Origin of the sequence: Halosimplex carlsbadense 2-9-1 (assembly GCF_000337455.1) — an archaeon.
In the GTDB taxonomy this organism is placed as follows: domain Archaea; phylum Halobacteriota; class Halobacteria; order Halobacteriales; family Haloarculaceae; genus Halosimplex; species Halosimplex carlsbadense.
The window spans coordinates 176,892-201,169 of the sequence record NZ_AOIU01000018.1 but is presented as its reverse complement, the minus strand read 5'-3'; the positions used below and the strand labels follow the sequence as shown (position 1 = coordinate 201,169).

Here is a 24,278-nt window from a genome sequence, read left to right as displayed (position 1 = left end):
TCGGTCGATGGCGACGACTACCTCGTCTTCACCTGCTGGCGCCTACCGAGAACCTCTGCTGTCGGAGATAGCCGGTGACGCTTGCGCTATCGATCCCGGGGTCGTGCCCACCCTTCTGGCGGCCTTAGACGGCCTCCCAGCCGGGGCGGTCCTCGGTACGGACGCTCCCCCGTTACTCGCTGTCATTTCCTCTACGGTCGAAGTACGTCCGGAGGATGTCGCGGTCTTCAGAGAACTGTTCGTAGTCGGTTGGGTCGGGACTGGCGACGAGCAAGATCGCACCGTCGTCGAGTTCCTGACGTTTCCAGGCAGGGGCGCGCAACAGCCACTCCCGACCGTATTCGGCGACCAACTCCGACCCGAACAGCATGAGCCAGCTTACCTCGTTGATCCGGTTCTCCCCGAGACTCTCGTCCGTGACCGGTTTGTCCGGTCCCCAGCCCTTACCAATACTCCCGACGTGTTCCGTGTCCAGTCCGAACGCGTAGATGTACTCATCGAGAACTCCCGATATTGATTCGATCATCTCTATCAGGAGATCAACCCGATTTTCTGTTTTGTCACCGATGGAGAACGAACCCGTACCGATCTCCATCTCGATTGCAGGCTCTGACGGTAGGGTATACCAGTCCGCATTCGCTTCATAGCCAATCAGTGCACAGCTGAAACTCGCCGGTTCAGCGTCGCGAATAACCCGTCCATAGTACTCGTGGCGGTCATCGCGTCGCGAGGATCTGTAATTGTCTAATCCGGAAAGCGAGTCGATCAGATCGACGTACGCTCCCTCCAGATCTTCGGTTGCGAACACAAATTCCACGAAGATGGAGTCTGTCATTTTTCTAGTTCCAGTCTCGTTCGAGAGCCTCGTCGATGGTTGGCTACCTTCGCCCGCAATTTCAGCCATATCCTCGATCCCCGCAGCAGATATCGCGGCTGATATCTCTGGCACAGTGGTCGACCGATTTTTCGACGTGTGGACGGTAGCGACGATTGATGGCTTGTTCATGTTTCCCCCGCTTGGTCGCTATCCCGGTCTGGATGGGCGTAGACGACCGCTAGTTCCCCCGCTTACCGGCGCCTTTCATCAGTTCGATGTCGTCGACGGGTAGCTCGGTGAGCGACTCGTCGAAGAGGGACCCGTCGGTACGGTCCTGCACGACGACCAGTTTCCGGACGAGCGAACCGTCTTCGAACGCCGCCCTCGCCTCGTTGACCAGGTCGTCGCCGTAGTGGTCGCGCCACGACGCTTCGTCGAGGGCCGCCTCGATCCAGTCGTCGGAGAGCACGCGCCCGGCCTCACGTTCGGGGACATCCGCTGCTGTAACTTCCGCACCGCCCGGATGGTAGATCCGACCGGCGATCACCGGGGTTCCGTCGTCGTCACGTTCCAACTCGAACAGCCCGACATCGCTCTTGAACGTCAGGTCGCTCAGGTCGATGTCGAGTTCCACGTCGTCCGCGGGGACATCTTCTCGCGTCAGCGCTGCGGGAACACGCTCGGAATCGATGGTGATGTCGAGCCCGTACCTTCGTGCGAGCAGGATATACGCACAGATCTCGTGGAGTACGAAGTGTTTGGGGTCGTCCGGCTCTGGACGGTTCCCGGCGTAGTAGTCGAATAATCCGTCGAGGGCTGCCTGTGCGTCGGCCTGTGACCTGTCGAGAAGCGCGTGGTAGTAGTCCGATATCGTCGTCCAGAACTGCCCGGGATCGTCGAGTCGTTGGATGCCCTCTTCGAGGTGTGCCAGCAGTTCCGGCGCTCGTTCGTGGTCGAGCGCGAACGCGGCGAGGGCTTTCGCCCCGTAGTAGTACGCGGGAAAGTCGGTGTAGTCGTCGGCGAACTCGTCGAGATAGCACTCGTCCATACCGAGCGCTTCGGTCGCGATCTCGGCGGTGAGGTGGTCGTCGCGACTCACCAGTGCGTCGCGGAGCGCGCGGGTGAACCGCTGTGGCTCGCCGCACCAATCACCGCGGGAGAGCATGTCTCGGCGCAGTCGATTCGCGTGGGCCTGTTCGAGATGGAACCGAGCGGCCTCCCGGAACCACTCTCGTGATTGGCGTGTCGCATCGAACAGTGCAGCAACTTTGGCTAACTTCTCGAAACTTCTAGCCGTGTTGTACAACGGGGTTGGGACGCTCTCGACGTCGATCAAATCCTCGTTCCAAGAGTAGTCCCGCCGTTCGAGCGCATCCAGTGCGTCCTCAAGATACCCCTCATGCGCTAATTTGTTCGTGTTCATCGGTGTTGTGAATAGTATGGTTGGTGGAATGGAACAGTTTCCTTGATCTGGGAGCGGGTGTTTACTTTGTTACTCGATTCGTTCGGATGAGGGTGATCTCATCGACCCGGCTTCCGAGATCGCCACCGATCGTCTCCACCGTCCCCGCGTCTTGCACGACGAGAGCTTCTCTGCGGTAATTTTTGTTTTCGATTGAGAGTCGGAGGTCCTTATATTCTCCCGAGACATCCAGATCGGCGCTCTCGATCTCGTCGCTGAACGCATCTTGGATCCATTCGGTTTCCATCTGTCTGGCTTTCCCGGAATCGAAATCAGTCTCGCGCGTGGAACTGAACCGACTGGCCTTGATCTCCTTGGCTTTGCCGGTGAATTTGACTTCGGTGACGACGTAGTTACCGTCGGGGTCTTTGGCGATGAGGTCGATCCCGGAGTCGCGCCCACCTTTCTGGCGGCCGTAGATGACATCCCAGCCGGGGCGGTCCTCGGTGCGGACGCTGACTTGTTACTCGCTGTCGTTCCCTCGGCGGTCGAAGTACGTCCGGAGAATGTCGCGGTCTTCTGAGAACTGCTCGTAGTCGGTTGGGTCGGGACTAGCGACGAGTAGGATCGCACCGTCGTCGAGTTCCTCGCGCTTCCAGGCGGGGGCGCTCAACAGCCACTCCCGACCGTATTCGGCGACCAACTCCGGTCCGAACAGCATCAGCCAACTTACTTCGTTGATCCGGTTCTCCGCGAGACTTTCATCGGTCATCGGTTTGCCCAGCTCTCGGCCTTCGACGAGACTCCCGATATGTTCTATGTCGAGCCCGTACCCAAAGATGCAGTCATCGAGAGCTGAATAAATGGTTTCGACGACCTCGAGCACTGTTTCGAGTTGTTGCTCTGGCGCGTCTCCGACTGTGAAAGTCTCAGACCCGACTTCGAGTTCGATCGCTGGTGCCGACGGTAGTGAGGACCAATCAGACCCCGCATCGTGACCTATCAAATCACAAATGAAATTCGCCACGTCTGCGCTACGGATGACGCTGGAGTGATGGTCCTTGCGTTCATTGTCATTTGGGATCTGATATCCGTCCGACTTCGACAGGGTTTCGACCAGCTCGGCGTACGGATCTGCTACGTCACCGGCGGAAAGTAGGAAAGATATTTCGATTGAATCAGTCATGTTATTGGCCCCAATCCCACTCGAGCTGCGATGAGTCGCCCCACTGTTTCTTATCGACGAAGTCCCATGCAACCCCTCGGACATCGCTATCAGAGCGGGGAAGCCGAGAGATGAGGCGCATCTCCGTCTGCGTAATATCGGCTTGACGTTCGAGACCCTTGAGGAACGTCGCCTTCTTTTTTATGTCGGCCGTAGAGACTCTTCCTGACTTCGCCTCGTAGTAGACTGCATTTTCTCCATCCATCACTACAAGTGAGTCGAATTCCGGGTCTGGATCTCCGCTCTGACCGTATTTGAGATACGTTTCGACTGTACTCTCAGAGAGGCCTGTGTCTTGGGCAATCGCCTCGATATCGGTCTGACTCAGGGAATCGTAATCGAAGTCGTCGAGTTCGGCGTTCGGTTTGTACCCCATCACGAGTTCGTCACCGGGTTCGAAGTCGTCGACGATACGCTGGTTAGCGATCCTGACTTCGTAGAGCGCTCCCTTGATATTGTCCCAGTTGCCGGTACCGTAGACATCGTCGGCTAACACACTCGAGAGCCCGTCCACCTGGTCGTTTCCGGTCAATGCGTCGATATCGCGGGTAATCTCGCCGATGGCTCCCGAGGAGATCCGTCCGTCGTCGTAGACCCTGGTGAGACTGCGCCGGACACCGTCGGCGAGATCATCGGGCACGTCGCCGTCGGTCTCGACGCGGTAGGTGAGGAACGAGTCGAGACGGTCGTCGTCCGCGTCGGCGAGGTCGTTGAGTAGCCGCTGTCCGCCAACGTCGCCGCTACGCTGGAGGTACTGTGCGGCTTCGCTACCGAGATCGTTGTCCTGTACGGTCTGAAGCGTGCTACGGTCCAGTCGTTCCCGGAGGTCGCTGTCGATCTGCCAGAGGTTGGACTCGAAGTCGGTCTGAATCGAACAGCGATCCTGGAGCCCGCCGCTGTAGAAGCGGTCGGCGCTCAGACCGGGCGCACCGAGACTGCTGACACTGGCGCTGACGCCGCCACAGTAGAAGTCCAGCGCGTCACGGACACCGTCGGAGTCGAGGGTGGCGGCGTTGCGCGCGGCGCGGCCGTCGCCGTCGATGGTCTGCGTGAGGTCCGCCCGTCTTGCCGCGTCGAGGTCGGCGTACGTCCCGGGGAGGCGGACGCGGACGGCCGGAGAGACGTCAGGCGCGGTGAAATCTTCGAGCACCGCGCGGTCCATGCGCTGGATGGTCTCGGCGGCCTCACCGTCGGCGCGCGCGAGCACGTCGCCCAGACGGCGCTGGTTCGCATCGGGCAAGGCGTCGAGGTCGGCGTCCGCCGCGCGACCCAACCGCCACAGCCGGACGGCCTGCCCGGCGGTGTCGGCCCGCCGGACGACGGGTCCGGCGGCGTCGTCGGCCGCCAGCAGGATGCGGGCGGTCGCGCGTGCCTTCGCGGCGTCGGTCGCGTCGCTGACTCGCGAGAGCGCACGGAGCGCGCCCGTACTGGCGAGGCGGTCGCTCAGGTCCTGTACGCGGTCGGCGCTTTTCAGCGTCGACTTGGCCCTGCTGGCGGCGCCGCCGCCGATGACGGCCTTGCTCAGGAACCCGGCCGCGTACCCCTTGTACCAGTTGGTCCTGAAGGTCTCGTAGAGATCGGGGTGTTCCTTCGAGTCCTGGGACCCGTAGGGGTTGTTCCGGGCCTGCTTCTGCTGGACGTCGGCGACCATCGCGGTGACGAGCGTCTCGGCGGCGCCCAGTCCCTGCTCGCTGACCAGGTCGTACAGCTGGGTGAGTCCCTAGTAGAGCTGCTCGGGCTCGTCGATGAGCGAGGAGACGTCCTTGAAGAACACGCCCAGGCTCGACGAGAACCCGGAGACCGTGCCGAACTTCTCGGCGACCACGGAGTCGATGATCGTCCCGGTGTAGAGCTCGCCCGCGACCGCGCTGTAGAAGTTCTCGCGCTGGACGCCGACGACTCGCTTCGGTTGTCGTTGCCGTCGGTCGCGCGAGTCTATTCGGGCGCGTGTTCAGCGGAGGAGACGGGACGCGTCGTCGGCGATCAGTAGCCGACGCCGAGGTGCGAGTGGACTTCCTCGCTCGCTTCGAGTTCGTCGGCCACGGCGATAGCGAAGTCCTCGCAGGTGATGTAGGAGTCGCCCTCGTCGTCGACGACGAGGTCGCCTTCGGCGGTGCGGTAGTCGCCGGTTCGCTCGCCGGGCTCGATGATCCCCGGCGGGGCGAGGTACGACCACTCGATATCGTCGGCCTCGCGAACGACCTCGAAGGCGTCGATGTGGGCCTGGGCGAGCGGGACGAGTTCGTCCGGGAAGTCCTCGGTCTCGATGAACTGGGTGTCCTCGGCGACGTAGAGGCTGCCGGCGCCGCCGACCCACAGCAGGCGGTCGGTCTCGCTGGCGCGGAGCCCGTCGAGGGTCGCGTCGGCCATCTCGACGAGGATGTCCAGGTCCGCGTCCTCGGCGGGGCCGAGCGCGGAGATGACGGCGTCGTGGTCCGCGGCCGCGTCGGCGATCTCGTCGGCGTCGGTCGCGTCGAGCGCGAGTGTGTCGAAGTCGTCGCCCGTCACGCCGTCGACCGCACCGCTGCGGGAGGTACCCGTGACCGCGTGGTCGCGGTCGAGGAGTTCGTCTGCGATACGCTGTCCGATCATGCCGCTCGCACCGAGTAGGAGTACGTTCATTGGTGGTGTCTTCGTGACTCGCGTCACGCGTCACTCATATCGATGGGCGCCACCCTCATAGGCGCTCCCGGACCCGAGAGTAATCGGGGGACGCGAGTGTAACCGGCCCGACGTTCGCGACCGACGACAGGGGTCCAGACATCGAGCGGACCGCTACTGATTGGTCGGAAAGCGGGAGAAGGGACGGGAGAACCCGGTTACAGGTCGGGCACGTCCGACGGCATGTCGAAGTCGTGGTAGTACTCGCCCTTCTCTTTCGAGAGGATGTCGAGCACGGCGGCGGCGCCGTCGCCGGCGGCGATGACGGCCTGCCACTTCTCGGCGCGACCCATCGCGCCGGTGGCGTAGACGCCCTCGACGGAGGTCTCCATGTCGACGGTCACGTCGACGACGTCCTCGTCGGTGAACGCACAGCCGAGGTCCTCGGCGAGGTCGCGGTCGCCGCCGGTCGCGAGCACGACGTAGTCGGCCGCGTACGCCTCGTCGTCGGTGTGGACCGCGAACCCGTCGCCGTCTTCCTCGACGGCCGTCACCTCGGCGTCTTCGAGGTCGGCGCCGCGGTCCTCGACCTGCCCGCGCGTGACTTCGAGGAACTCGTCGCCGCTGATGCTCCGGATCGCCGGGTAGTTGAACAGATGGGCCTTGTGCATCCACGACTCGTCGGTGTCGAAGACCACGGTGTCCAGGTCGTTTTTCGCCGCGTACAGTCCTGCGCTCAGGCCGGCGGGACCGCCGCCGACGACTGCTACGTCTACCATACACCTCAATGGCGGCCGCCGGGGGATAGGTTTTACTCTTCGGTAAAAGCGGGCAACACCGGCCGGTTCTCGGGCGGCCGACCAGGTCACCGAACGGGGGGTCGCGTGCGAGCGGACGGAAGCGACGCTCGTGACGGTGTTCAGTCCTCGGGGTGCTGGCGGTCGGCCGCTTCGAGGAGGACGACGGCGCCGCCGAGCAGCGCGAGGTTCTTCAGGAAGTTGATCTTGTTGCCCTGGCGCTCTTTGCCCTCCATCGTCCAGAAGTTGTGGATGGCCGGCGTCGTCCCGAGGAAGAAGACGATCAGCGCGCCGGCCGACGCACGGGGGTACTTCCACAGGGCGATGCCGAGGTTGGCGACGAACAGCATGCCCGTGACGAACGGGACCATCACGTCGGCCATCGGGACGCCGCTCTCCTCGGCGACCTCGACGCGTTTCTCGTTGTTGCGGAAGCCATCCAGCGCCATGTACGCGAGGACGCCGCTGTACAGCAGGCGGCCGAGCGCCGACGGTGGCGACGTGCTTTCGTCCCCCATTCAGATCGCCTCGATCCGACTGACGTTGGCGTCGACGCGGCCGACGGTCTCGTACTCGCCGCCGTCGGTCCGTCGCATGATACGACCGCGCACGTCGTCGCGGGCGTCGGGCACGTCGAACAGGCCCGACCCGCAGACGACGCTCCCCTCGTACACCGCCCAGTCCTCGATCACCTGATGGGGTTCGCCGGGGTACTCGACGCGTTCGAAGTCCCGGCCGAAGTTGGTCGACTCGAACAGCGCGACGCCGTGTTCGTCGTTCACCCACGCCGGCGGGGCCTCCTCGCCGCCGCAGAAGAACACCCGGCCGTCGTGGACGAACACCCGCCGGATGTACGAGAAGTCGTTGGCGCGGTCGAGTCGGTCCCACGACTCGCCGGCGTCGACGGTCCGCCAGAGGCCGCCCTCGCCGACGGCGTGGCCCAGCCCCAGATTTTCGAGATCGTGGTCGAGATAGCCAGTCGTCGCCAGCCACACGTCCTCGGAGAGGGGGAGGACCTGGTGTACGTCGTCGACGATAGTGTCGCGCCGATCCGTCCAGGTCTGGCCCCCGTCGTCGCTGAGGTGGATGCCGCCCGCTTCGACCCCAGCGATCAGTCGCTCGGGGCGGCCGGGCACCTGTTCCAGCGCCCGGAGCCGGGCGTAGTGGGGGTCGATCGGCGACTCCCAGTGACCTCGGGAGGGGAGGTCGCGAAACCCCTTCAGCTCGGACCACGTCTCGCCTCCATCCGTCGAGCGGAAGAGGTAGGGGTCGTTCGTCCCGGCGTAGAGCGCGTCGTCGGTCCCGAGGATCGACCACACCTCGCTGGTCCCGGCGTGCCAGAAGCGGTCGCCGATGGGCACCCCTAGATCCTCCCAGGTGTCGCCGCCGTCCGTCGACCGGAAAGCCCCCTCCGACGAGGCGACGAACACGCCCCCGAACGCGTCGAAGGTCTTCACCGCCGTCACGACGCCGCAGTCCAGTACCCGCTCGGTCGCGCCGTCCCCGAACGGGACGTCGTCCACCCGGTGCAGTCCCGCGTCTGTCCCGATCAACAATGGCATACAGTAGCACAAAAGGATCGGCCGCTCATAAAGGTTTACCAGGCTGTAAAACGCTAAGTGTGAGGCGAGCGAAGGGGTGTCAGAGCGGTCCCGACGCGACGAGCGGTGCCGGAGGACACCGAAAGACCACCATGACACGACCACAGGCCACGAGGCGGCCGACCGACGCGGCGTATCTCGACGACGCCGACCGGATCGACCCGCCGACCGAACTGCTGAACATGCCCTGGATCGACGCGCACAACCACGCACACACGCTGTCGTGGGCCGACCGCGAGCGCTACGCGCTGTCGGGCTGCGAGGGGATGATCATGGTCTCCTCGGGCTATCACTGGACCCCCTACAAGCCCGTCCGCGCCGAGGACGTGCGCTACCTCTGGGACGACGCCGTCAACCGCCGGGCGGCCATCGAGCGCGACCACTTCTTCGAAGCGAAACTCGGGCTGGGCGTCCACACCGGCGTCCGTATCGAGAACCCCGACGAACTGCTCGACGCGATGGCCGACTACTGCGAACTCGACGAGGTCGTCACCGTCGGCGAGACCGGCGTCACGCCCGCCCAGCACGCCGAAGCCTGGAACCTGGACGAGCAACGCGCCGTCGTCGAGGCCCAGATGGCGCTGGCGGCCGACCACGACCTGCCAGTCATCCTCCACACGCCCAACACCGGCACCGACTCGAAACGGGAGTACGTCCGGCCGCCCGGCGGCACGCCGGGCTACGAGAAGAACACCGGCCTCGGCCAGGCGCCGGTCATCGAGGGCGACAACCCCCATCTGGAGGCCGTGAAGATCGACGTGGCGGCCGCCAACGACGCCGGCCTCCCCGAGGAGCGCGTCGTCGCCTCCCACGCCGATCCGAACAACATCGAGTACGTCATGGACGAGACCGACTGCTACGCGAGTTTCACTATCGGCCACTCCTGGCTGGTCGGCGTCGACGCCGCCGACGTGGCGAACGCCATCGACCGCTGGGGCCCCGACCGGATCATGGTCGACACCGACTGCGCGAACGTCCTCAAGACCGACCCGTTCGCGCTCAAGCGGGCGATATTCGAGCTGTACCGCTACGGCATCGACCCCGACGACATCCGGCAGGTGGTCTGGGAGAACCCGCGCGACGTGTTCGACCTCGGGGCGTAGTCTCGCGCCCGACTCGGCCGACTCTCGACGCGAGCGACCGTCGGTTGGTCCGAAGCGGCGACTCCCCTCAACGGGACTCGTAGACGAACCGCTCGACCACTGCGGGATCCTCGCAGGTCCGTCCGCGACCGGTGGCGTAGGGGCCGACGGTGACGCCCAGGAACCCGTCGGCCACTTCCGTCGAGACGTACCGCGTCGACGCCGTCGCGAGTTCCTTCCCGTCGACGAGGAATCGGTACTGTTCGGCCTCGGCCGCCACCGCGAGGTCGACCCGCGCGTCGACCGGCGTGCGCGCGGCCACGTCCGTGGCGTCGCCGATCCGGAGCCGGACGACGGCCTCGCGGCGGCCGTCGCGTCGCGTGACGCCTAGCTGGTAGTGGTGGCGGTCGTTGGCGAAGACGGACAGGCCGGCTTCCTCGCCCTCGGCGGGGTCGAACGCGAGCGTCGCTTCGGCGCGACAGTCGAGTGCCGTCTGTCGTCGGCCAACGAACGTGGCGCCCGGTTCGTCCAGCGTCTCCGGCCCGCCGTGGAGGGCGAGGCCGTCCCCGTCCGTCTCGAAGCGCTCGCGGTCCGGGTGGCCGAGAAACTGCCACTCGACGCCGAGGTCGCCGTCGAACGTCGTCTCCGTGCGTTCGACCGCCGTCGACTCCCCCCGCCGCTCGCCGGGGAGCGGTGCCGTCATCTCCGTCTCGATGGGGTCTCCGCCGTTGACCACCGGCCACCCGTCCTCCCACGCGACGGGCGCGAGGAACGTCTCGCGGCCGAGGTGGTGGTACCGCGGCCACATGCTGTGCTGGCGGATGCCGAGGCAGACGAGCCACCACTGTCCGTTCCCGTCCCGCACGAGGTCGGCGTGGCCGACGGCCCGTATCTCGTCGCGCGGACGCCCCCAGTGGGTGAGAATCGGGTTGTCCGGGTGCGGTTCGTACGGTCCGGTCGGGTCGTCGGCCCGCGCCGCGACGACCATGTGGCCGGCGTGGGTGCCGCCCTCCGCGACGACCAGGTAGTAGGTCCCGTCGCGCTCGTAGACGTGTGGCGCCTCGGCGTAGGGGTCGCGATACCCTGTCCAGATTGTGTGGGGATCGCCGATTTCGCCAGTCTCCGGGTCGATCTCGGCCTGCTGGATGGGGGCGTCCGGGTCGTCGGCGTGGTAGGTGAAATAGCAGGTCCCATCCTCGAAGAACAGGTCGGGGTCGAACCCCGGCGCGTCGACCCAGGTCGGCTCGGACCACTCCATAGCGGGGTCCTCGGCGGTCACGACGAAGTGTCCGCCGTCGCTGACGTTCGTGGTGACGAGGTAGAAGGTCCCGTCGTGGTGGCGCAGCGTCGGCGCGAAGATGCCTCCCGAGGCGCCGGCGTTGTCCAGCGGAAGCTGAGATTCGCGGGTCAGCGCGTGACCGATCGGTTCCCAGTCGGCGAGGGTCCGGCTCCGGTACAGCGGGACGCCGGGGGCGTACCCGAAGGAACTGGTCGCCAGGTAGAACGTCTCGTCGACTCGGCAGACGGTCGGATCGGGGTGGAAACCCGGGAGGACGGGGTTCTCGTACTGCATGGAGTCGACCTCTTGTCGGGCAACAATCACGCTGTCGGTATCGGCAGTTCGTCGGCCGCGACGGTGTGCGACGCGGCGGACGCCCGACGCCGCTCGCGACTGCGATCAGACCGTCGCGAGGAACGTCCGGAGTTCCTCGGTCGCACGCTCGCGCTCGTCCCAGAAGACGGTGTGGCCCGCGTCCTCGACGTGGACGAGTCGGCCGTCAGAGAGGTTATCGGCTATCGCTCGCTCGCGCTCGCGCACCGCCTCCTCGGCGTCGGCCTTGAGGACCAGCGTCGGCGCCTCGATGTCGCCACAGACCTCGCGGTGGTCGAGCAGTCCGGCCTCGAAGACCCGCGTGACCTCGGGTCGGAGACGGCGCCTGGCGTCGGCGATGCGGTGGGCCAGGTCGGACTCGCTCGACTCGGCGAGTTCGCCGAGCCACGCCTCGTCCTCGAAGACCTGTTCGACGCTGGCGTCCTGCCACCGTGCGATCTGCTCCGCCAGACCCTCACCGCGCCCCTCGTCCTCAGACCCGCCGCCGGGGGCGTCCCTGCCCTCGACCATCCAGACGGGGTCTTCGAGGACGACGGCGCGCGGCCGGTCCGGACTGCGGACGGCGGCCGCCGCGACCGTGTCGGCGCCCATCGAGTGGCCGAACAGGATCGGGTTCTCGATCGCGAGCGCGTCGAGCAACCCGAGCAGGTCGGCCGCCCGCTCGGGAGCGCCGTACGACTCGTCCGGGGCGTCGGAACGGCCGTGGCCGCGAGCGTCGTACAGCACCACGTCGAAGTCGTCCGCCAGTTCGCGGGCGAGGTCGAGCCGACAGTACCCGTCGTCCGAGAAGCCGTGGGAGACGACGAACGGCGGCCCTCGCCCGCCGGTGCGACAGTAGTGTAACTCGATCCCGTTGGCCTCGACGGATCCGCGCTCCCAGCCGTCCGGGATCTCGGGACGTTCGTTCATTGTCCCGAAACTGTCGTTCGGGGCGTATAAAATACACGACACCGGCAGACGGTGGCAGTCTGGAGCGCCCCTGCAGGGCGGTCGGTCCGACCGGCCGGTGCTACTCGTCGCGACGCGAGACGCTGTCAGCTACGACCGCCGTCGACGCTCGGGGCGCCACGGGCGCTCACTCGTACGCGAAGTCGTTGGTGAGTTCGCCCAGCCCCTCGACGCCGACGGTCACCTCGTCGCCGTCCTCCAGCAGGACGGGCGGTTCGCGGTAGACGCCGACACCCGGCGGGGTCCCGGTGAAGAGCAGGTCGCCGGGTTTGAGCGTGAACGCCTGGCTGCAAAAGGAGACCAGTTCGTCGACGCCGAAGATGAACTCCTCGGTCGAGGAGTCCTGCAGGCGCTCGCCATTGACCTCCGTCCAGATGTCCAGGTCGTGGGGGTCGTCGACCTCGTCGGTCGTGACCAGATCCGGGCCCGTCGGCGCGAAGCCGTCGAGGCTCTTGCCGCGGATCCACTGGCCGTCGCCGTGCTGGAGGTCCCGGGCCGACACGTCGTTGCCGATCGTGAAGCCGGCGACGTGGTCCATCGCCTCCTCGGGGTCGACCCGGCGGGTCTCCTCGCCGATCACGACGACCAGCTCGGCCTCGTAGTCGACTTTTTCGGTCAGATCGGGGTCCCAGCGCACGGTGTTGCCGGGCCCGTTGACCGTCGTCGGGAACTTCGAGAAGAGGACGGGCGTGTCGGGGATCGGGTTGCCCCCCTCCTCGGCGTGGTCGCGGTAGTTCAGCCCGACGCAGACGACCTTTTCGGGGTCGCCCACCGGCGCGTGGCGGTCCAGGCCGTCGGGGTCGTACAGCCCCTCGCCCGTCTCTGTCGCGTGCTCGACGGCCAGCTCGGCCTTGCGCTCCCACTCCCAGGTCGCCAGCAGCTCGCCGGTCGTCCGCGGAATGTCCACGCCCGCGGCCGCGCCGGCCTCGGGGAGGGCGACGACGCCCTCGTCGGTTTCGATGCCACACCACGGCTGTTCGCCGTCCGCGCTGTATTGTCCTACTCTCATTGTCGTGTCGCGATCCGTGCTCGCGTCGCAAAGTCCGGTCGGTTCTCGCTCGGGAACGCCGCTGTGGTCGCGAGGGCGGTCCCGGTCATGCGTCGATGCCCGCCTCGTCGAGCAGGCGTTCGCCCGAGGCGACGAACCGGTCGAACTCCTCGTCGACGAGGGGATTGGTCAGTTCGCCGTCGCGCTTGACCACCTCGCCGTCGACCAGCACCGTGTCGATGTGGGAGGGGTCGGCCTGGAAGACGACGGTCTGGACCGGGTCGTGGTTCGGCGCGGTCGTGAAATCGTTCGTGCGGAGCAGCTGGATGTCCGCGCGCTTGCCGGGCGTGAGCGTCCCGATCTCCTCGTCCATCCCCAGCGCCTTCGCGCCCTCGATGGTCGCCATCTCCAGGGTGTCCCGGCAGGAGATGCTCACCTCGCCGACCTCCTCGTGGCCCTCGATGATCTCCTGGTTGTCGAACATGCGCTGGAGCTGGAGCCCGATGCGCATCTGACTCCCCATATCGCCGCTGACGGCCGAGCAGACGTCGACGCCCCACGCCGGCCGGCCGCCGGCGTCGAGGACCTTCCCGGTGACCGGGATACCGTGGCCCATCTGCATCTCGACCTCGGGCGTCGAGGAAAAGGAGACCCCGGCGTCGACCGCGTGCTGGACGTCTTCCTGGGAGAAGTGGTTCCCGTGGGCGACGTTCACGTCGGGACCGAGCATGCCCTCCAGACAGCCAAAGCCCTGGTAGTCGTCGCCGTAGTCCGAGGAGGGCCACAGCGCGGCGCCCATGTGGACCGTCGCGATGGCGTCCAGATCCCGCGCCAGTTCCAGGTCACTGCGGGCGGTCTCGTCGACGCAGAAGTCCGGTCCCCGGAGCCCGAGTCCCAGGCCGAGCAGGTCGTCGTCGCTGATCCGCTCGTCGTGGATCGCGCGGATGTTCTCTTCGGGGAGACCCACGTCGCTCTCGTACCACCACTTCGCCGAGTCGTCGCCCGGCGGGCCGTAGGTGTACACCGTGCGCAGTCCGGCGTCCTGCAGCGCGTCGACCGCCCGCTCGGCGTGTTCGAGCGTGTTGGGGTACGACCAGTCCAGCGCCGTCGTCGTCCCCGTGTGGAGCTTCTCGAAGGCGCCGAACAGACCGCCGAGGTACATATCTTCGGGCTGATAGAGCCCGGTGATGTTGCCGAGCATGTGGTCGAAGTACTCGCCCATGAGCGACCAGTCCCCGGCGATGCCCCGTACCTGAGTCTGGGCGAGGTGGATGTGGGAGTCGACGAACCCCGGCAGGACGATGTGGTCGCTGGCGTCGATCTCCTCGGCGTTCGACGCCGAGAGCCCGTGCCCGATCTCGACGATCTCGCCGTCCTCGACGAGCACGTCCGCCCCGTCCAGTTGCCCCACGTCCGGGTCGAGGGACACGACTGTCCCATTCCGAATGATCGTTCGTGTCATGTTCACCCGTACCGTTCGACCGAGCGGTCATAAGTTTACCGGGCAGTAAGACCGTGCGGTAAGTTCCTACGTCGTTCCCGGCGGTCCGTCGGCGTTGCGGCGAACCATCAATATAAATACGGGAGTGGATAGAGTGGAGGTATGGGCAGTACAGAGGAGACAGTCGGGTCGAAGGACACGCGGGAGGTCATCATGGAGGCGACCTTCCGCGCGCTGAGCGAGCACGGCTACAGCGACCTCCGGATGCGCGACATCGGCGACGAGATGGAGCTGACCCGGCAGGTCATCCACTACCACTTCGACGGGAAGTACGACTTGATGTCCTCGTTTCTGGAGTACGTCATCGACCAGTACGAGGGCAGCGTCGCGGTCGACGCCGGCGCCGACCTGCGGACCGAACTCGACGCCCGGGTCGAGCAGTGCCTGTTCGGTCCGGAGTTCGAGGAGTTCTCCCACTGGGACCGCATGAAGGTGTACCACGAGCTGTACGCCCACGCCCAGAACGACGAGCGCCACCGCGAGCTGTTCAACGAGCACTACGAGCGCATCCGAGGCAGCATCGTCGAGGTCGTCGAGGACGGCATCGACGAGGGGGTCTTCCGCGAGGTCGACCCGGAACTCGTGGGCCAGCTGATCACCGACGCCATCCACGCCGCCCGCGGCCGTCGCATCTCCCTGGGCCACGACGACGCCCCCGAACAGGCTCGCCGGGCCGTCGACGAGTACATCGTCGAGTCGCTGCTGGCCGACCGCGAGACCACCGACGACTGACCCCGTCCGCTCCTACCCGTCGTCTCCGTCTCCGCCCTCGTCCGCGCCGAACACGCCCATCGCTTCCAGTTCGTCCAGTCTCTCCTCGCTGTATCCCAGGTCGCGGAACACCTCCCGGTTGTGTTCGCCGAGCAGCGGCGGCGGTAGCTCGAAGCCGCTGTCGACGTTCTCGAACTTCAGCGGGTGTTCGACCACCGGAACCGCCCCGATCTCGGGGTGTTCGATCTCGCCGATCGCCCCCCTCGCTTCGACCTGCGGGTTGGTCAGCGCCTCCTCGACGCTGTAGACCGGGCCCGCGGGGACCCCGTTGTCCTCGGCGATGATCTCGATCCACTCGTCGGTCGTCTGCTCCGCGAGCGTGGCCTCGATCTCGGCCTCCAGCTCGTCCTGGTGTTCGACCCGGTCGCTGTTCTGGTCGAAACGGGGGTCGTCGGCCAACTCGGGGCGGTCGATCGCCTCGCAGAGCTCGCCCCAGAGCTTCTCGTTGAGGATACAGACGTTGATGTAGCCGTCTTCGGTCTCGAAGGTCTGGTACGGCGCGAGTACGGGGTCTTTCGTCCCCATCCGCTTGGGCGTCTCGTCGGCGAACACCTGCCCGGCCTGTTTCGTGAGCCACGGCAACACCGACTCTAACATCCCGAGATCGATGTACTCGCCCTCGCCGGTCAACTCCCGGCGGTAGAGCGCGCTCGTCGCGCCGAAGGCGGCCCACATCGCGGTGATCAGATCCGTCATCGGAAGCCCGACCTTGACCGGCTGGCGACCCTCCTCGCCGGTCACGTCCATGATCCCGCCCATCCCCTGAATCAGGAGATCGTAGCCCGACCGCTCGCGCCAGGGGCCGGTCTGGCCGAACGCCGAGATGGCGAGGTAGATCAGCTCGTCGTTGTGCTCGCTGAGGGTGTCGTAGTCGACCCCGAGGCGCTCGGCCGTCCCCGGCCGGAAGTTCTGGACGAAGATATCGGTCTCCTCGATCAGGTCGTACAGGGCGTCCAGCGCCTCGTCGTTCTTGAGGTCGAGTTCGACGCTGCGCTTGCCGTAGTTGACCGTCCAGTAGTAGGGCGACTCGCCCTCGATGAACGGCGGCCCCGTGTGGCGGATCGCGTCGCCGTACCCGGGCTGTTCGACCTTCACCACGTCGGCACCCAGGTTCGCCAGCATCGACGAGGAGAACCCGCCCGTCACGAACGTCGAGAGGTCGACGACCGTGATCCCGTCCAGTATCTTGCCATCGGCTACCATACCCGCCGTTGGGTTTACCGAGTGGTAAAACTACCGCCGACAGCGAGCGGTCCCACCGGCGGTGGACGCCCCGGACGGACGACGGCGTTCACGGCCGGGCCAGCAGCGGTCGTCCGGCGCGCCGTTCCCGGACGGCGAGCGCGCCCAGCGCGAGCCAGAAGACGACCTCCAGGAAGAAGGACGGCGACCAGAGGTAGTACCGGAAGAAGGCGCCCGGCGGGAGTGCGAGGGGGTCCGGCGGCACCGCGAGCGGCCAGACGAGAAAGAGCGCGTCGGTGGGGCGGCCGTTTATCACGATGTGGAAAGCGTCGAGGAAGAGATGCGAGGCCCAGCCGACCGCGAGCGCGAGGCCGGCGCGACCGGTCAGCGCGACGGCGACCGCCAGCGGCGCCAGCAGCGCCGTGTGCCCGACAGTGTGATAGAGGTCGACGACGCCCAGCGTCCCCAGCGGCTTGTCCACGAGGTCGGGCAGGGCCGCCCCGGCGACCAGCCACGCCGGCGCCAGCCGCGCGTACCGCCCCACCAGCGCCGCCGCGGCCAGGTGCGTCAGGAAGTACACGCTCACCCTTGGGACTACCCGCTCCTAATGGTTGCCGGGGAACGCCACCGGCAGCCGGTCCCCGAACCGTTCGAGCAGGACGAGCGCGAGCGCGAACCCCCCGACGCCGATGGCGACGCCGGCGACGGTGTCGCTGAGGTAGTGGGTACCGAGGTAGATCCGCGAGACGGCGACGAGCGCGGCCAGCCCGGTGACGGCCGCGAACGGCAGGCGCTCCGACCGGCGCGCGACCAGCGCGTACACCGTCGCGGCGGCGGCGTGGCCCGACGGGAACGAGTGGGGCGCCATCCCGGTGTCGCCCGTCAGACAGACCGGGCTCGGCGGGAACGGCCGCTGGACCGCGCCCATCAGCGCCACGACGACGAGCCCGGTCGGCACGAGCGCGACCCCGGCCAGGGCCAGCTCCCGCTTCCAGCCCGCCAGGTAGAACAGTCCGAGCAGGACCGCGACGCTGGCCGCCGATCCGATCCCCGTGACGGAAGTCATGAACTTCGTCACCAGCGGCTGTCGGACCGCCAGTACGAGGTCGACGGTCGCCCGGTCGACCGCCAGGACTGCGTCGACGGCGTCGGCCGCCAGTTGCTGTCCGATCGGTATCAGCAGTCCGTCCGCTGCGCCCGAGCGACCGCCGCGGGCGGCGACCGTCACGACCTGTCCGATGGTGTGAGAGATCGCTGTCATGGTGGATCGATGGTGCGCCGCCCGTCCGGGCGTCGACCGAGTCGCGACCCGCGCCGTCGGCGGACTCGCACGGCGAACTCTACGGCTGGCCCCACTTCGACCTGCCTATCCCGACCGGGAGCGGTACGCTATTGACAGGTCGGTCCGTCACCGCCGGTCATGGACGCCGAAGCGTTCCTCCGAACCGTCGACGTCGACGGGACGACCGGCCCCGACGGGCCGCGACTGGCCGCCGACGAACCCCACCCGGACGTGCAGTCGGTGCTGCGAACGCGCCGTCGGTTTCAGCCGGTCGCGCTGTCGACGCTCGGCGCTCGCGGCGCCCGTCTCCTGGAGCGACTCGGCCTGTGGCTGCAGGACGCCGACCCGCCGGCGGTGGGATCGGCGGTCGACCTGACGGCCCCCGGCCCGGACGGCGGGGTCCCGATTCGCCGCTACCGACCGACGAACACCGGCCCGTACCCGACGGTCGTCTTCTACCACGGCGGCGGGTTCGTGCTGGGCTCGCTCGACAGCCACGACCTGCTCTGTCGACACCTCACCGCCGAGAGCGGCTGTGAAGTCGTCTCCGTCGACTACCGGTTGGCGCCGGAACACCCGTTCCCGGCGGCGGTCGAGGACGCCTACGCAGCCGTCGAGTGGGCGGCCACCGGCCCCGATGCCCTCGACAGCGACGGACGGCTGGCCGTGGCGGGTGACAGCGCCGGCGGCGCCCTCGCCGCGGTGGTCTCGCTGATGGCCGCCGAGCGCGACGGTCCCGAGATCGACTACCAGAGCCTGATCTACCCCGCCGTGGGGATCCGCGACGACCACCGGTCGATGCGAGAACACGCCGGGTACGTCATCAGCGAGGACGATATCCGCTGGTTCGACCGCTGCTACTACGGCAGCGAGATACACCGGCGCAACCCCTACGCCGACCCCTCGCGAGCGGACGACCGCTCGGGCGTCCCGCCGGCGACGGTCGTGACGGCCGGGTTCGACCCGCTCCGCGACGGCGGGATCGCCTACGCCCGTCAGCTGGTCGGCGACGGCGTCTCGGTCCGCTTTCGCAACTACCCGGACATGGTCCACGGGTTCGTCGGCATGCTCTCGGAAAGCGAGGGCGTCGAGCGCGCTCACGAGGCCGTCGACGACATCGCGACGGACCTGCGACGGGCGTTCGGGGTCGACGACTGATACGGAGTATCGCAAGACATTCCGGGATCGACCGCACGACTGCGTGCGGTCGACCCGGTAAACGCTTGCAATACTCCGTATGAACCGGGTGCGTCCGCTCCGGCTCGCCGCCCGCCCGCTCAGAACCCGAACGCGCGCCGGTACTGGGGCGGACCGGTGACCTCGTCGGTGGCCTCCAGCGCGTCGGCGGCGCGCAGCCCGAAGTACGGGTCGCGGAGGAACTGCCGGCCGACGATGGCGAGGTCGGCGCGGCCGTTGGCAACGACCGCCTGGGCCTGTTCGGGCGTCGTGATCCCGCCGACGGTGCCGATCGCGATGTCGCTCTCGCTCCCCTCCCGGACCGTCTCGGCCAGCGGAAGCTGGTAGTTCGGGCCGACCTGTTCGGGCCACGATCCCGGCGCGATCCCGCCGCTGGACACGTCGACGAGGTCGGCGCCGATCCCGGCGAGTCGGTCGGCGAGGCGCGCGGACTGCTCGGCGGTCCACGACTCGCGGTCGTCGAACCAGTCGGTGCCGGAGATCCGGACGAACACGGGCTTGCCGTCGGGCCACACCTCCCGCACCGCCTCGGTGACCTCCCGCGTGAGGCGGGTGCGGCCCTCGAAGTCGCCGCCGTAGTCGCCCTCGCGGTGGTTGGTCACCGGCGAGAGGAACTCGTGGAGGAGGTACCCGTGGGCGGCGTGGACCTCCGCGACCTCGAAGCCGGCGTCGCGGGCGCGCTCGGCGGCGCTGCGGAACGAGTCGATGACCTGCTCGATGTCGCCCTGGTCCATCTCGCGTGTCGGCGGCCCGTCGACGCGCTCGCCGTCGTCCTCGTAGGGCCACGGCTCGCCGCTCGGGCCGATGACCTCCCAGCCGCCGTCGTCGGGGTACAGGGGACCGCTCCCCTCCCACGGCCGACTCTTCGAGGCCTTGCGACCGGCGTGAGCAAGCTGGATGCCCGGCACGGCGCCCTGTTCTTTCACGAAGCGCGTCGTCCGCGCGAGCGCGTCGGCCTGGTCGTCGTTCCAGATGCCCAGGTCTTCGGGGGTGATCCGGCCGCGCTTCTCGACGGCGGTGGCCTCGGCCATCACGAGGCCGGCGCCGCCCACCGCCCGCGAGCCGAGGTGGACGTGGTGCCACTCGGTCGCGCGCCCGTCGCGGGCTTCACAGGAGTACTGGCACATCGGCGAGACCATCAGCCGGTTCGGGACGGTCGTGTCCCGGAGTTCCAGCGGGTCGAACAGATCCGTCATCGCCCTCGCTAGCCGCTGGTCGCTGAAATACCGTCCGCCGAGCGCAACGTCCGCCGGTTTCTCGGATCGGGACCTACCGCACCCGCCAGAGCAGCGACCGGAGCCGGTAGGTCAGCGATCCCTCGTGGTAACCGTTCCAGCCGCTCATGCCGCCGAGCAGCGTCGCCGCATCGTATCCCTCGTCGGCGAGCAGCGCGGTGGCCTTCTTCGCGACGATGCCCATCTTGCACACGACGACCACGTCTCGGTCGTCCGGCACCTCGTCCAGTCGGTCCAGCAGCGCCTCGTCGTCACCCCGCCGTAGCTCGTCGTACACCGGGAGGTTCCGGCTGCCGTCGATCGCGTCCGACCGATAGGCCGCGGTCGGGCGGATGTCCAGGACGTGCGGACGCTCGGTCGATCCCGATTCGAGTCGCGCGGCGAGCTCCGACGGGCGGATGGCGCTCATCGGTTCGGACTTGTTCTGTACGGACAAAACTGGTGGGTCTCCGAACCCCGGCCGCGGTCGGCCGCCCGTCGGTCGGCGCCCGAGAGATCGACTGTCGGCGCTACCCGTCCCACTCCTCGCGGAGGACGGCGTACACCTCGCGGTCGACGTACTCGCCGTCGACGAAGTCGTCGTCGCGCTTGGTGCCCTCGCGGACGAACCCCAGTTTCTCGACGACTCGCTTGGAGGCCTCGTTGCCGGCGTGGACGGTCGCCGAGATCCGGTGGAGCCGACGCTCGTCGAAGCCGTGATCGACGACCAGCCGCGCCGCTTCGGTCGCGTAGCCGTTGCCCTGGCAGTCCGGGTGGACGGCGTAACCGAGGTTGGCCCAGCCGCGACGGTCGTCGATGGGGGCCAGGGACACGTCGCCGACCCGCTGGTCGCCGTCGCAGATCAGCAACTCCACGGCGTCGTCGCGTGCGATCCGATCCAGCAGGTCCGACTCGTAGGCCTCGCCGCTGGCCGGCGCGTCCGGGCCGGCGTACCCCCGGACGCGCGGGTGGTGTGACAGTTCCCGGAGGAACTCGGCGTCCTCGCGTTCGATGGTTCGCAGGTCGACCGTCTCGCCCTCGACGAAGACCGGTCCGGGCATGACTCGGCTGTCGGAAGCGATGGGCAAAAAATCGCCCGTTCGAACGGCCCTCGTCCGCCGTCAGGTCGTCGAGGGGGATTCGAGGTGCCAACCGGGGTCCCGGCCGGTCCGCTCGATGCGGTCGGACCGACACGCCGGGCAGAAGTCCGGTCTGGCGTCCGCGCTCCGGGGGACGTAGACCGCGCCGCCGCACTCCACGCACGCGTCGTCGGCGATCGTCACGCAGTCGCCACACACGTTGAAGTCGTCGACTGTCAGCTCGCGTAGGGGTTCGAGTTGTTTGTCCAGGGTGTACTCGTCGATGACCGCCTGACAGTTTTGGCACGGTTGCATTGCGATACATACCCACCCATGAGACTCCATCACAAAGTTCTACCGCCGTCGCGGTATTTCGCCGGCAACGCATCGCGGGGCGTGCTCTCGCGGGAGATACCGCGGCCGGAAACCATTTAGCCGCGGGCCACAGATGGAGGGTATGACGTACGATACCGTCGTATTCGACAACGACGGTGTCCTCGTGGGCCGAACGCAGTTCGACGTCCTCCAGGAGGCGACCGAGGAGACGTTCGCGCAGTTCGGTGTGTCCGACCCGGACCCCGACCACGTCGAGGACATGACGATCGGAGCGACGCCCGAACAAGTGAACAGCGTCTGCGATACCTACGGCTTCGAGCCGGCGCAGTTCTGGCGCGCCCGCGACAGCACGGTCTCGGGCGCACAGCAGGACGAAGCGCGCGCGGGACGGAAGACCCCCTACGGGGACATCGACACGGTGGCGGACCTCGACGTAGCGACGGGGATCGTCAGCTCGAACCAGCAGGAGACGGTGGATTTCCTGCTCGACCACTTCGACCTCGGGGCCCACTTCGACACCGCCTACGGCCGCGAGGCGACCGTCGAGAGCCTCACCCTCCGGAAGCCCCACCCCCACTACATCGAGCGGGCGCTCTCAGACCTGGATGCCGAGTCGGCGCTGTACGTCGGCGACAACGAGTCCGACATCCGGGCCGCCGAGAACGCCGGCATCGACTCGGCGTTCATCCGCCGCCCCCACCGCAGCGACTGGGACCTGAACGTCTGGCCGACGTGGGACATCGACTCGCTCGACCGTCTCCACGATATCTGCGGCTAACCCGCGGCGGGCCAACGCCGCCGTCTTGCGGTCGACGCCCCGCTCGGAGTGACTACGTCACCCACCGCGGCCGCGTCGGCACGTCGAAACGGTCGGTGACGACGAGCCCGGCGGCGAACACGCTCGCGAGCGCCACCGGCGCCCAGTTGCCGAAGGCGGCGTTGACGCCGCCCCAGAGGATCACGAAGCTCACCATGTCGTCGAGCATGAACGGACAGTCGTCCAGCCGCGCGAGCAGCGCCGCCCGGTCCAGCCCCCAGTCGAAAGCGCCGACGGCGAGGGTCGCCGAGAGGACCCAGCCGGCGTAGTTGCTCCAGGGGACGCCGTAGAAGGCGCCGCCGCCGTCGTACGCCCAGAACCCCAGCGCGACGGCGCCCGGGTCCAACACCAGGTCGATCCCGACCACCGTCGCGACGACGACCGGGAGGCGAACCCACGGCGAGCGCGCCAGATCGCCCAGCAACAGCAGGCAGAGCAGGTAGCTGTTGAGTACGAGCGGGAAGAAAAACACGGGCAGCGCGAGCGGGACGCCGCCGGCCATCGGGCCGAGGGCGACGCCGTACTCGAAGGCGCCGTAGGGCCACCCCGTCGTGACGCCGACGAACTCGATCCCGTACGCGTAGGCCGCGAGCGCGAGCAACGCCGCGGTCGCCTTCCGGTCGACCAGCGGCGCGACCCCCGCCACGAGCGGCAGGCGCATCACGGCGACGCCCACGAGGACGAGCCAGGGGTTGAACGCCAGCGCGTCGGGCACCCACGCGAGCGGATCCGCGAGCGCCGGCGGGAGCGCCTCGACCGCGGGGGCGAACCACCCGAGCGCGCTGGCGAGCAGGAGGACGGCGCCGGTGACGGGGAAGACGACGGCGATGGTGAAGCGGTTGGTCCGGACGAGCCGGTCGAGGCGGGCCTCGACGCTGTCGCGGTCGAGCGCGCCGGGCGCGGGCCAGCCGGACGACTCGACCCAGTCAGGCGCCATAGACGATCACCCAGAGGCCACCCATCGTCAGTAGCGTCCCGACGGCGGTGTTCAGGACGGGGAACCACCAGTAGGCGCGGTCGACCGACACGTCTGTCAGCGCGACGGCGGCGGTGAAGACCGGGTAGACGGCGAGCAGGCCGCCCCAGTAGGGGTGGACCGTCCAGAACACCGCGGCGGCGCTCGCCCAGACGACCGCGCAGTAGGCGTAGGTGGCCCCCTCGCCGAGGACGGTCGCGGTCGTCCGGATGCCGGCCGCGCGGTCCGGTCGGATGTCCGGGACGGCCGAGAACGTGTGCATCGCCATCGTCCACAGCCACGCGCCGACGACGGCCAGCGTCGGCGGGAACGCGCCGGCGACGGTCGCGTAGGCGACGACGCCCGGGAGGACGTACAGCCCGTTCGACAGCGAGTCGAGGAACGGTGTCGTCTTGAACCGGAACGGCGGCGCGCTGTACTGGACCGACAGCGCGAGGAAGGCCAGCATCGCGAAGACGGCCTCCGTCGGCAGGAGCGGCAGTATCGCGATCCCGAGGACGCCGCCCGCCAGCACCGCGGCGACGACGGCGCGGTCCCCCCGGTAACGCACTTCCTTGCCCTCCTTCTTCGGGTTCTCCTCGTCGATATCGGCGTCGAACACGTCGTTGACGCCGTAGAGGAAGACGTTCGCGGGGAGCAGGAAGTAGAGGGCGAGGCCGACCGTCAGCGGCGTGAACAGGTCGGCGGTCGTCGTCGCGGCGAAGACGGTCCCGACCATCGCCGGGCCGGCCAGATACAGCCAGAAGCGCGGCCGGGAGAGGCGCAGGAGATACCCGACGGTGGTGTCGGGGGGCGCGAGCGAGCCGAGGCGGGCGGTCAGCGAGGCCATCGCGTCGTCGGACATACTCGG

General features: G+C 67.6%; 26 protein-coding genes. 4 read left to right on the top strand and 22 right to left on the bottom strand.

Annotated elements, in window-relative coordinates:
- Nucleotides 1-172: 172 nt before the first annotated feature.
- From C475_RS24880 to C475_RS08445, 9 genes are all read right to left on the bottom strand, one after another.
- A complete protein-coding gene (locus C475_RS24880; RefSeq protein WP_235728442.1) occupies nt 173-1,006 on the bottom strand; it encodes a hypothetical protein in 834 nt (277 codons plus the stop codon).
- A gap of 49 nt (nt 1,007-1,055) precedes the next feature.
- Nucleotides 1,056-1,982: a hypothetical protein gene (locus C475_RS08480; protein ID WP_006883400.1), complete on the bottom strand. Its 927-nt coding sequence runs from the start codon at nt 1,980-1,982 to the stop codon at nt 1,056-1,058.
- A gap of 319 nt (nt 1,983-2,301) precedes the next feature.
- Nucleotides 2,302-2,526: a hypothetical protein gene (locus tag C475_RS08475; protein WP_006883399.1), complete on the bottom strand. Its 225-nt coding sequence runs from the start codon at nt 2,524-2,526 to the stop codon at nt 2,302-2,304.
- Between the two features lie 216 nt (nt 2,527-2,742).
- Nucleotides 2,743-3,405: a hypothetical protein gene (locus C475_RS23050; protein ID WP_152436353.1), complete on the bottom strand. Its 663-nt coding sequence runs from the start codon at nt 3,403-3,405 to the stop codon at nt 2,743-2,745.
- A 1-nt stretch (nt 3,406) separates the two neighbouring features.
- Nucleotides 3,407-5,095 (bottom strand): hypothetical protein, encoded by a 1,689-nt coding sequence (locus C475_RS08465; RefSeq protein WP_006883397.1) that lies wholly within the window; start codon nt 5,093-5,095, stop codon nt 3,407-3,409.
- A 332-nt stretch (nt 5,096-5,427) separates the two neighbouring features.
- A complete protein-coding gene (locus tag C475_RS08460; protein ID WP_006883396.1) occupies nt 5,428-6,066 on the bottom strand; it encodes an NAD(P)-dependent oxidoreductase in 639 nt (212 codons plus the stop codon).
- Between the two features lie 197 nt (nt 6,067-6,263).
- Nucleotides 6,264-6,824 carry an NAD(P)/FAD-dependent oxidoreductase gene (locus C475_RS08455; protein WP_006883395.1) on the bottom strand — a complete coding sequence of 187 codons (561 nt, stop codon included), beginning with the start codon at nt 6,822-6,824 and terminating at the stop codon, nt 6,264-6,266.
- A gap of 140 nt (nt 6,825-6,964) precedes the next feature.
- The gene (locus tag C475_RS08450; protein ID WP_006883394.1) at nt 6,965-7,360 is read right to left on the bottom strand and encodes a DoxX family protein; all 396 of its coding nucleotides are present in this window, start codon (nt 7,358-7,360) and stop codon (nt 6,965-6,967) included.
- The gene (locus C475_RS08445; RefSeq protein WP_049930311.1) at nt 7,361-8,404 is read right to left on the bottom strand and encodes a WD40/YVTN/BNR-like repeat-containing protein; all 1,044 of its coding nucleotides are present in this window, start codon (nt 8,402-8,404) and stop codon (nt 7,361-7,363) included.
- A gap of 131 nt (nt 8,405-8,535) precedes the next feature.
- Here C475_RS08445 and C475_RS08440 point away from each other — a divergent pair, with 131 nt between their 5' ends.
- Nucleotides 8,536-9,546, top strand: a complete 1,011-nt coding sequence (locus tag C475_RS08440; RefSeq protein ID WP_006883392.1) for a TatD family hydrolase — start codon at nt 8,536-8,538, stop codon at nt 9,544-9,546.
- Between the two features lie 67 nt (nt 9,547-9,613).
- Here C475_RS08440 and C475_RS08435 read toward each other — a convergent pair whose 3' ends face one another.
- The 4 genes from C475_RS08435 to C475_RS08420 all read right to left on the bottom strand — a co-directional run bounded on the left by C475_RS08435 (nt 9,614) and on the right by C475_RS08420 (nt 14,535).
- Entirely contained in the window at nt 9,614-11,098 is a 1,485-nt protein-coding gene (locus C475_RS08435; RefSeq protein WP_006883391.1) for a glycoside hydrolase family 43 protein, read from the bottom strand.
- Between the two features lie 105 nt (nt 11,099-11,203).
- Entirely contained in the window at nt 11,204-12,046 is an 843-nt protein-coding gene (locus tag C475_RS08430) for an alpha/beta fold hydrolase (RefSeq protein ID WP_006883390.1), read from the bottom strand.
- 166 nt (nt 12,047-12,212) lie between these two features.
- Entirely contained in the window at nt 12,213-13,094 is an 882-nt protein-coding gene (locus C475_RS08425; protein WP_006883389.1) for a fumarylacetoacetate hydrolase family protein, read from the bottom strand.
- Nucleotides 13,095-13,179: 85 nt separating this feature from the next.
- Nucleotides 13,180-14,535: an amidohydrolase family protein gene (locus tag C475_RS08420; RefSeq protein ID WP_049930309.1), complete on the bottom strand. Its 1,356-nt coding sequence runs from the start codon at nt 14,533-14,535 to the stop codon at nt 13,180-13,182.
- A gap of 141 nt (nt 14,536-14,676) precedes the next feature.
- Here C475_RS08420 and C475_RS08415 point away from each other — a divergent pair, with 141 nt between their 5' ends.
- Nucleotides 14,677-15,306 carry a TetR/AcrR family transcriptional regulator gene (locus C475_RS08415; protein ID WP_049930307.1) on the top strand — a complete coding sequence of 210 codons (630 nt, stop codon included), beginning with the start codon at nt 14,677-14,679 and terminating at the stop codon, nt 15,304-15,306.
- A gap of 12 nt (nt 15,307-15,318) precedes the next feature.
- On the opposite strand, the gene C475_RS08410 is transcribed toward C475_RS08415, so the two are convergent.
- The 3 genes from C475_RS08410 to C475_RS08400 all read right to left on the bottom strand — a co-directional run bounded on the left by C475_RS08410 (nt 15,319) and on the right by C475_RS08400 (nt 17,788).
- Nucleotides 15,319-16,548 (bottom strand): CaiB/BaiF CoA transferase family protein, encoded by a 1,230-nt coding sequence (locus tag C475_RS08410; protein WP_006883386.1) that lies wholly within the window; start codon nt 16,546-16,548, stop codon nt 15,319-15,321.
- 88 nt (nt 16,549-16,636) lie between these two features.
- Complete coding sequence (locus C475_RS08405; protein WP_152436352.1) at nt 16,637-17,107, bottom strand: metal-dependent hydrolase; 471 nt, start codon at nt 17,105-17,107, stop codon at nt 16,637-16,639.
- Between the two features lie 24 nt (nt 17,108-17,131).
- Complete coding sequence (locus C475_RS08400; RefSeq protein ID WP_006883384.1) at nt 17,132-17,788, bottom strand: phosphatase PAP2 family protein; 657 nt, start codon at nt 17,786-17,788, stop codon at nt 17,132-17,134.
- Between the two features lie 225 nt (nt 17,789-18,013).
- Between C475_RS08400 and C475_RS08395 the strand changes: the two genes are divergently transcribed.
- Nucleotides 18,014-18,967, top strand: a complete 954-nt coding sequence (locus tag C475_RS08395; RefSeq protein WP_049930331.1) for an alpha/beta hydrolase — start codon at nt 18,014-18,016, stop codon at nt 18,965-18,967.
- Between the two features lie 119 nt (nt 18,968-19,086).
- Here the strand turns inward: C475_RS08395 and C475_RS08390 are convergent, their stop codons facing one another.
- From C475_RS08390 to C475_RS08375, 4 genes are all read right to left on the bottom strand, one after another.
- Nucleotides 19,087-20,202, bottom strand: a complete 1,116-nt coding sequence (locus tag C475_RS08390; protein ID WP_006883382.1) for an NADH:flavin oxidoreductase/NADH oxidase — start codon at nt 20,200-20,202, stop codon at nt 19,087-19,089.
- A gap of 73 nt (nt 20,203-20,275) precedes the next feature.
- Nucleotides 20,276-20,650: a rhodanese-like domain-containing protein gene (locus C475_RS08385; RefSeq protein WP_006883381.1), complete on the bottom strand. Its 375-nt coding sequence runs from the start codon at nt 20,648-20,650 to the stop codon at nt 20,276-20,278.
- Nucleotides 20,651-20,750: 100 nt separating this feature from the next.
- A complete protein-coding gene (locus C475_RS08380) occupies nt 20,751-21,281 on the bottom strand; it encodes a GNAT family N-acetyltransferase (protein WP_006883380.1) in 531 nt (176 codons plus the stop codon).
- Nucleotides 21,282-21,341: 60 nt separating this feature from the next.
- A complete protein-coding gene (locus tag C475_RS08375) occupies nt 21,342-21,614 on the bottom strand; it encodes a DUF7571 family protein (protein WP_006883379.1) in 273 nt (90 codons plus the stop codon).
- Between the two features lie 142 nt (nt 21,615-21,756).
- Here C475_RS08375 and C475_RS08370 point away from each other — a divergent pair, with 142 nt between their 5' ends.
- The gene (locus C475_RS08370) at nt 21,757-22,413 is read left to right on the top strand and encodes an HAD family hydrolase (protein ID WP_049930329.1); all 657 of its coding nucleotides are present in this window, start codon (nt 21,757-21,759) and stop codon (nt 22,411-22,413) included.
- A 52-nt stretch (nt 22,414-22,465) separates the two neighbouring features.
- On the opposite strand, the gene cruF is transcribed toward C475_RS08370, so the two are convergent.
- Both cruF and C475_RS08360 read right to left on the bottom strand, forming a co-directional pair.
- Nucleotides 22,466-23,389, bottom strand: coding sequence for a bisanhydrobacterioruberin hydratase (gene cruF, locus C475_RS08365; protein ID WP_006883377.1), 924 nt, complete (start codon nt 23,387-23,389; stop codon nt 22,466-22,468).
- A complete protein-coding gene (locus C475_RS08360) occupies nt 23,379-24,272 on the bottom strand; it encodes a prenyltransferase (RefSeq protein ID WP_006883376.1) in 894 nt (297 codons plus the stop codon). Before C475_RS08360 ends, cruF begins: the two co-directional genes overlap by 11 nt.
- Nucleotides 24,273-24,278: the final 6 nt, after the last annotated feature.

Excerpts from the sequence above, each read along its gene's own strand:
- C475_RS24880 (WP_235728442.1), bottom strand. The coding sequence starts at position 1,006 with ATGAACAAGCCATCAATCGTCGCTACCGTCCACACGTCGAAAAATCGG.
- C475_RS08480 (WP_006883400.1), bottom strand. The coding sequence starts at position 1,982 with ATGCTCTCCCGCGGTGATTGGTGCGGCGAGCCACAGCGGTTCACCCGC.
- C475_RS08475 (WP_006883399.1), bottom strand. The coding sequence starts at position 2,526 with ATGGAAACCGAATGGATCCAAGATGCGTTCAGCGACGAGATCGAGAGC.
- C475_RS23050 (WP_152436353.1), bottom strand. The coding sequence starts at position 3,405 with ATGACTGATTCAATCGAAATATCTTTCCTACTTTCCGCCGGTGACGTA.
- C475_RS08465 (WP_006883397.1), bottom strand. The coding sequence starts at position 5,095 with ATGGTCGCCGACGTCCAGCAGAAGCAGGCCCGGAACAACCCCTACGGG.
- C475_RS08460 (WP_006883396.1), bottom strand. The coding sequence starts at position 6,066 with ATGAACGTACTCCTACTCGGTGCGAGCGGCATGATCGGACAGCGTATC.
- C475_RS08455 (WP_006883395.1), bottom strand. The coding sequence starts at position 6,824 with ATGGTAGACGTAGCAGTCGTCGGCGGCGGTCCCGCCGGCCTGAGCGCA.
- C475_RS08450 (WP_006883394.1), bottom strand. The coding sequence starts at position 7,360 with ATGGGGGACGAAAGCACGTCGCCACCGTCGGCGCTCGGCCGCCTGCTG.
- C475_RS08445 (WP_049930311.1), bottom strand. The coding sequence starts at position 8,404 with ATGCCATTGTTGATCGGGACAGACGCGGGACTGCACCGGGTGGACGAC.
- C475_RS08440 (WP_006883392.1), top strand. The coding sequence starts at position 8,536 with ATGACACGACCACAGGCCACGAGGCGGCCGACCGACGCGGCGTATCTC.
- C475_RS08435 (WP_006883391.1), bottom strand. The coding sequence starts at position 11,098 with ATGCAGTACGAGAACCCCGTCCTCCCGGGTTTCCACCCCGATCCGACC.
- C475_RS08430 (WP_006883390.1), bottom strand. The coding sequence starts at position 12,046 with ATGAACGAACGTCCCGAGATCCCGGACGGCTGGGAGCGCGGATCCGTC.
- C475_RS08425 (WP_006883389.1), bottom strand. The coding sequence starts at position 13,094 with ATGAGAGTAGGACAATACAGCGCGGACGGCGAACAGCCGTGGTGTGGC.
- C475_RS08420 (WP_049930309.1), bottom strand. The coding sequence starts at position 14,535 with ATGACACGAACGATCATTCGGAATGGGACAGTCGTGTCCCTCGACCCG.
- C475_RS08415 (WP_049930307.1), top strand. The coding sequence starts at position 14,677 with ATGGGCAGTACAGAGGAGACAGTCGGGTCGAAGGACACGCGGGAGGTC.
- C475_RS08410 (WP_006883386.1), bottom strand. The coding sequence starts at position 16,548 with ATGGTAGCCGATGGCAAGATACTGGACGGGATCACGGTCGTCGACCTC.
- C475_RS08400 (WP_006883384.1), bottom strand. The coding sequence starts at position 17,788 with ATGACAGCGATCTCTCACACCATCGGACAGGTCGTGACGGTCGCCGCC.
- C475_RS08390 (WP_006883382.1), bottom strand. The coding sequence starts at position 20,202 with ATGACGGATCTGTTCGACCCGCTGGAACTCCGGGACACGACCGTCCCG.
- C475_RS08385 (WP_006883381.1), bottom strand. The coding sequence starts at position 20,650 with ATGAGCGCCATCCGCCCGTCGGAGCTCGCCGCGCGACTCGAATCGGGA.
- C475_RS08380 (WP_006883380.1), bottom strand. The coding sequence starts at position 21,281 with ATGCCCGGACCGGTCTTCGTCGAGGGCGAGACGGTCGACCTGCGAACC.
- C475_RS08375 (WP_006883379.1), bottom strand. The coding sequence starts at position 21,614 with ATGCAACCGTGCCAAAACTGTCAGGCGGTCATCGACGAGTACACCCTG.
- C475_RS08370 (WP_049930329.1), top strand. The coding sequence starts at position 21,757 with ATGACGTACGATACCGTCGTATTCGACAACGACGGTGTCCTCGTGGGC.
- cruF (WP_006883377.1), bottom strand. The coding sequence starts at position 23,389 with ATGGCGCCTGACTGGGTCGAGTCGTCCGGCTGGCCCGCGCCCGGCGCG.
- C475_RS08360 (WP_006883376.1), bottom strand. The coding sequence starts at position 24,272 with ATGTCCGACGACGCGATGGCCTCGCTGACCGCCCGCCTCGGCTCGCTC.